Origin of the sequence: Celeribacter sp. (assembly GCF_048266405.1) — a bacterium.
Taxonomy (GTDB): domain Bacteria; phylum Pseudomonadota; class Alphaproteobacteria; order Rhodobacterales; family Rhodobacteraceae; genus Celeribacter.
Window position 1 is genome coordinate 1 of the sequence record NZ_JBLWZO010000043.1, and the last position, 5516, is coordinate 5516.

Annotated in this window: 6 protein-coding genes; 1 reads left to right on the plus strand and 5 read right to left on the minus strand. The window is 55.4% G+C overall.

All coding sequences use genetic code 11. The features are described from left to right. Nucleotides 1-180 (plus strand): hypothetical protein (locus tag ACN0TS_RS19085; protein WP_417260891.1); only part of this gene is annotated, 180 nt, incomplete at its 5' end. Here ACN0TS_RS19085 and ACN0TS_RS19090 read toward each other — a convergent pair. The 5 genes from ACN0TS_RS19090 to ACN0TS_RS19110 all read right to left on the minus strand — a co-directional run. Continuing rightward, nucleotides 172-834 carry a TetR/AcrR family transcriptional regulator gene (locus ACN0TS_RS19090; protein WP_085620903.1) on the minus strand — a complete coding sequence of 221 codons (663 nt, stop codon included), beginning with the start codon at nucleotides 832-834 and terminating at the stop codon, nucleotides 172-174. The two genes, ACN0TS_RS19085 and ACN0TS_RS19090, sit on opposite strands and share 9 nt — an antisense overlap. A 65-nt stretch (nucleotides 835-899) precedes the next feature. Continuing rightward, on the minus strand, nucleotides 900-1175 hold the full coding sequence (locus tag ACN0TS_RS19095) for a hypothetical protein (RefSeq protein WP_085620902.1): 276 nt from the start codon (nucleotides 1173-1175) through the stop codon (nucleotides 900-902). A 77-nt stretch (nucleotides 1176-1252) separates the two neighbouring features. After that, complete coding sequence (locus tag ACN0TS_RS19100; RefSeq protein WP_417260892.1) at nucleotides 1253-3424, minus strand: AAA family ATPase; 2172 nt, start codon at nucleotides 3422-3424, stop codon at nucleotides 1253-1255. A gap of 3 nt (nucleotides 3425-3427) precedes the next feature. Then, a complete protein-coding gene (locus ACN0TS_RS19105; protein ID WP_085620901.1) occupies nucleotides 3428-4180 on the minus strand; it encodes a hypothetical protein in 753 nt (250 codons plus the stop codon). 322 nt (nucleotides 4181-4502) lie between these two features. Continuing rightward, nucleotides 4503-5516: HAD-IC family P-type ATPase (locus ACN0TS_RS19110; RefSeq protein ID WP_417260893.1), on the minus strand; the 1014-nt coding region annotated here is incomplete at its 5' end.

Genomic DNA, 5516 nt, shown 5'->3' on the forward strand with positions numbered 1-5516 from the left:
ACCAATATCGTTCCGGTTCCTTTGCCTTATGGTGGGGGAACCGGAACATTTTCGCCCTTGGTTTATCCTTATGACCGGCGCAGTGTGATCAACAAACGCAGGCTATTGATCGTGACCAGCACGGTTGTGCTGGTATCGGCCCGACTTGCATCACCTGAAGAGCAGCTCACATTAGTCTAACGGCATAGCATCTCTATTCTGCCTAATAAGCTGAGACGCCGTCGCCTTGATAATGCTAAAGCCCGCCCGCGCATCTTCGTTCTCCGGACTGAGAAATCTTTGGAGGGCTATCCCGAATGACGCCGACAGAATGAAGCGCGTGAGCGCAGCCGCCGAGAAACAGGCCATTGCTTCGTCTTTGCACTGATACTGGACGATGCGTTTTTCAATCATTGCCGCGATTTGTGACGTGAAGTTATCGACCTCCACCTGAAACGGTTTGGAATTCATCGCAAAGTTGAAAAATTCAAGAAAGTTCCGATAGGTCTCTGGACTGTCGATAAGGACCGATTCGTTGTAATCGACGACTGCTGCAATCTGCCCTTCCAAAGAATCGTGCCCGTGTAGGCGAACATCGAGCGCCTCGATGTAACCGTGCTGCATGCGCTTGAGTACGGCAGCAAAAAGACGATTCTTGTTGCCATAATGGTAATTAAGCTGACTCAGCACAACGCCAGCCTCATCGGCAATTCCTCGAAGAGTTACAGCTCCACAGCCATGCACCGCGATCGACTTAAATGCGGCGTCAAGGATGTTCTCTGCTGTCGCCTCGCCCTTTGTAGTCGCCGCAATCTCACGATCCCGTTTGCGCTGGGTGTCTGCTCCAAGTGACATGAGTTAGCCTCCTCTATTCGCCAAATCACTTTCCTGATGATGGGAATGGTGCCCTTTTCATTCGCTTATCGTCCACTCAGCCTTCTGGTTATCCGCACCACGATAACCGTAACCACCGCACCGCCCACAAAACCACCGCCAGCATCGCCCAGCATTGCAAAGAATGAGTTGTCATCCCCCACGAATCCACCGACCAGCAGCCCCAAAGCCAGTCCTCCCAAACCACCAGAAAGAATGTTGATAATTGGCGCAATGGTGGATAGTCGTAGCGCAGTAGTCACAGCTTGACCACCAGCAATACCCATGACGATCTGCACAATAGTCGTCAATATAATCATCATACCAAATTTCTCCTTAGGTGACGTCCAAGCATTTATTCAGGAGCCCCATCACTTTCCGGGTTAAGCCTCCGCCTGCGTCATGCAGTACTGTCGTGTCTTGCATTTTGATTCGCCCGTCTGCTTTGCAAGATCGCACGAAGGGCGGCATCGAAATGATTGGCGGAGATAAGAAAAGGCGTAAAGTCCTGTCCCGGCTGCGCCTTGACCGAATCACTGATCGCCAAGGTCTTTGCTCTTTGACAAAGTGCCCCCAGAACAGCGCCGCTCAGCCCCTCCGTAGCCTCAGCAAGCGTACCGAGGTCGACGTCTTCGCCGAGCGGGCTGTTCTGGCAATGCACCTTAAGGATGGACAAGCGCGTCTCGCGATCAGGGTCCGGTAAATCGATCACCAGATCAAAACGGCCGGGCCTGAGCAACGCCGGATCAACAAGATCCGGCCGGTTGGTCGCCGCCAGCACGACGACACCAGAATCACCATTAATCGCATCAAGTTCCAGCAAGAACTGCCCAACCATACGATCACCGATCTGGCCGTCGCCGGTGCTTCTACCACGCGCGGGTGTGATCGCGTCTATCTCGTCAAAAAAGATGATAGAGGGCGCGGACTGCCGCGCGCGCCGAAACACCTCGCGGATGCCGCGTTCGGATTCACCTACCCATTTGGAAAGGAGCTCGGGACCACGCGCCACGATAAAGTTAACCTCCGTCGTCGTCCCAACCGCCTGCGCCAAAAGTGTCTTGCCGGTTCCTGATCCGCCGGTCAGCAAGATACCTTTGGGCGCATAGGCAGTAGCATACGTGAAGCGAGAAGCGTAAGTGAGCGGCCAGTCAAGCGCCTCCCTCAGCAGATGCTTCTCCTTCTCCAGTCCGCCGATATCCTCCCAGCATGTTTCGGCGATGTCAGACGACAGTTCACGCATGGTCGACAAGCGGAAATCCGCCAACGCCTTCTGGAAATGCACCATCCGAACAAAGAGCGCCGATTTGCTTTCTTCCGTTTGATTGTCGCGAGCGCAGGCCATGCCCGCTTCGCGGCAGAGCGCTGCCAGATCCGCACCGAGGAAGCCATGCGTCACAGCGGATACTCGCTCCAGATCAACATCCGCGGCCAGCGGCATGAACCGAGTGTGAATCTTAAGAATTTCCAGTCGCCCCATCTTGCTCGGCGGGACAATAGATATCTCGCGGTCAAACCGGCCCGGTCGACGCAACGCCGGATCCACAGCGTTAGGCAGATTAGTGGCAGCCATCACCACGACCCTACCGCGCGAGGAAACGCCATCCATCAGCGCCAGTAGCTGCCCGACAACACGCTTCTCTACTTCGCCGAGCACTGTTTCCCTGTTTGGGGCAAGCGCGTCGATCTCATCGATGAACAAAATCGTCGCCGGATGCCTCTGCGCCTCATCGAAAACCTTGCGCAGGAGCTCTTCGGACTCACCATAATGCTTCTGGATGATCTCGGGGCCGTTGATCGAAAGGAAGAATGCATCTGTCTGCTGGGCTATCGCACGTGCGATCAGAGTCTTGCCACAACCGGGCGGGCCGTAGAGAAGCAAGCCGCCCGGTGCATCGACGCCAAGTCGCATGAAAACCTCCGGACGACGCAGCGGCAGTTCTACCATTTCACGAATGCTGGCGACCTCGCCGGAAAGGCCACCGACATCCCGATAGGATGTCTTGCGGTCCTGGGGATCGACAACTGAAATCGCGGTTTCTCTCGTGGCGGTCACCACACCGGTCGGCACCGTTTCAATGACCCTCAACCGAGCGCCCGCGTGATCAAACAAACTACCTACGATCAGAGCACGATGACCCAATAGCCGAGCATCCGGTGAAGGTATCGCCGAGGTTGCACTTTCAGAGGCTCCGAGGAAGCGAGCAAGGACAGCATTTCCATGACGAATCGGGTTTCCGCTCTGCCCCGGCAATGCGCGTTCCGCAACGGCGAAGACGATACGCTCGGCAGGGAAAGACGTTACAACGGTAAGGACAACTGTTTCTCCAGCCTGCGCGCCACTAGCCGCCGCCAGAGTCGAGCCGAGGGCAACGCTGCCCCTTGCCGTGGTGCTGTCACCGATGATGCGACCCGCCGTTTGTGCAAGCGCGGTAATCGTTACATAGTCGCCAGGCTTCCATCCATTGGCGTCCATATCGGCGGGATTAATTGCCACTCTGTCCTCGACCCCGCCTGTAACGGCAGGGTCGAGACGGAGGGTGAAACCTCGAGTAAGAGTTTCAGTATTCATGGTTTAACGGCCAGACTGTCGACGACTAATCGCCTGGCCGATGCCCGGGACAACGGGAATGCGCACCCGCTTGATGTCTTTGACCATATACGGACCGAAAGCGAACGTGAAAATTCCATAGCTGATGAAGGCGACATGGAAAGACCAGTAACCATTCAGCGCGAATGGGCCCGACTTGAAGTAAGGCAGAAAAGTAAGCGGCAGGAACGAAAGACCAGAGAACAATGCGATCGATGCTACCCACTTCGGTACCAGTCCTGGTTTCTCCTTGTCCATCATCACCATGATAAAGATGGCCATCACCTCGATTGTTGTGATCCAATAGGTCATGTCAAAAAAGTACCAGCCGATAAAATGAACCATCTTAATAGTTTCAGGATCGACAACGCCGGCAACCTCAGCGCACCAAGCCCACATCGCGGGGACGAACATGAGCACCCATCCGGTCAGCAAGCCACCGCATAACTGGATGAGCGACAGGATAGGCACGGTTTCCCTTCGCCACATCTGCACCGACACTTGACATGCCCAAACAAGATAGAGAATGCCGAAGGCCGTCGAAAGCGATTGGCCCAGCAGTATCCTATCCTGATATTTCAGGTAGAAGTTATCGACGAGTTCCTGAGCGCTAAATGACGGGTCGGGCGGCGGATAGTTATGGGCAAGAACGACCCAAGCCAAGCCATAAAGCACGACAAACGCCGGACCACACCAAGCGCATAAGATCTGAATTCGTTGCGTAAGCTTCTCATCCATAACAGGCCTCCTGAATTGAGATGTGCCTAACCGCCAAAATGAACGGACGTCCGATTTTAAATATAGGACGGACGTCCGATTGTCAACAAGGCATCATTCACTGCCTGCACAGATCACTCTGGATTGCGATCAACACAGCTACGAAATTTGCACACCCCGACAGCTACGCGCGGTAGGTGACCTTTTTGGCTATCACTATAGCTTAAACACCAATTCCACTATTATCTGGACATCATTAGAGAGCGATCCCCCCATACCGACGCACCTAACTCTGAGCGCACAGAGAGCACAATGGCGAAGATATAGTTCCTGTCAAAAGGCATCACGGTCGACGCAGTGCGATCAACAAACGCAGGCTATTGATCGTGACCAGCACGGTTGCGCCGGTATCGGCCAGGACGGCCAGCCATAATCCGGTCAGGCCAGTGATGCTGGTAATCAGGAACACTGCCTTTAGGCCCAGCGCCAGACCGATATTTTCGCGGATGACGCGCCGGGTGGCACGCGATAGTTTCACCAGATTAACCACATCGGAAAGCCGGTCTTTGACCGCCACCGCATCGGCGGCTTCGAGGGCGATATCCGCCCCCCCGCCAATCGCAATCCCGACATCAGCCGATTTCAGGGCCGGGGCATCGTTGATGCCATCCCCCACCATGGCAATTGGGCCCTTGCGTGCAGGATCATTGCGAAGCTCGGCCAGTACGTTCAACTTATCTTCGGGCAGTAATTGCGCGTGATATTCCATGCCCAGTTCACCGGCCATACGTTTGGCAACCAGCATCGCATCGCCGGTCAACATCACCGGATTGATGCCCAATGCCTTAAGCTTGGCAAGTGCAGGTTTTGCATCCGCACGGGCAACATCGCGGAGTGCTAGTGCGCCAATCACGACGTTATCTTTCAAAACGACAACGGCGGTACTGCCTGCGTCTTCCTGTGCGGTTAACCAATCCGCAATTCCCGGGGTCGGATCGATATCAAGCCGCTTGGCCGCGCCAACCCGGTACAAGATGCCATCAATCCGTGCTTCGACCCCGGCACCGGCGATGGTCCGCGCATCCGTAATCACCGGCAGATCAAGGTTTTTGTCCTGTGCTGCTGTCACCACTGCCTTCGCCAGCGGATGCGACGTCACGGTTTCAAGAGCTGCGGCAATGCCAAGCAATTGATCCTCGGCCATGTCGCCAACCGTAATCAATGATGCCAGCTTTGGCTTGCCTTCGGTCAGGGTGCCGGTTTTATCAAACGCCATGGTGCGGACCGCCCCGATGGCTTCAAGTGCGGCACCGCCCTTAACCAGCAAACCAATCCGCGTGGCACGCGCCAAGGCCGA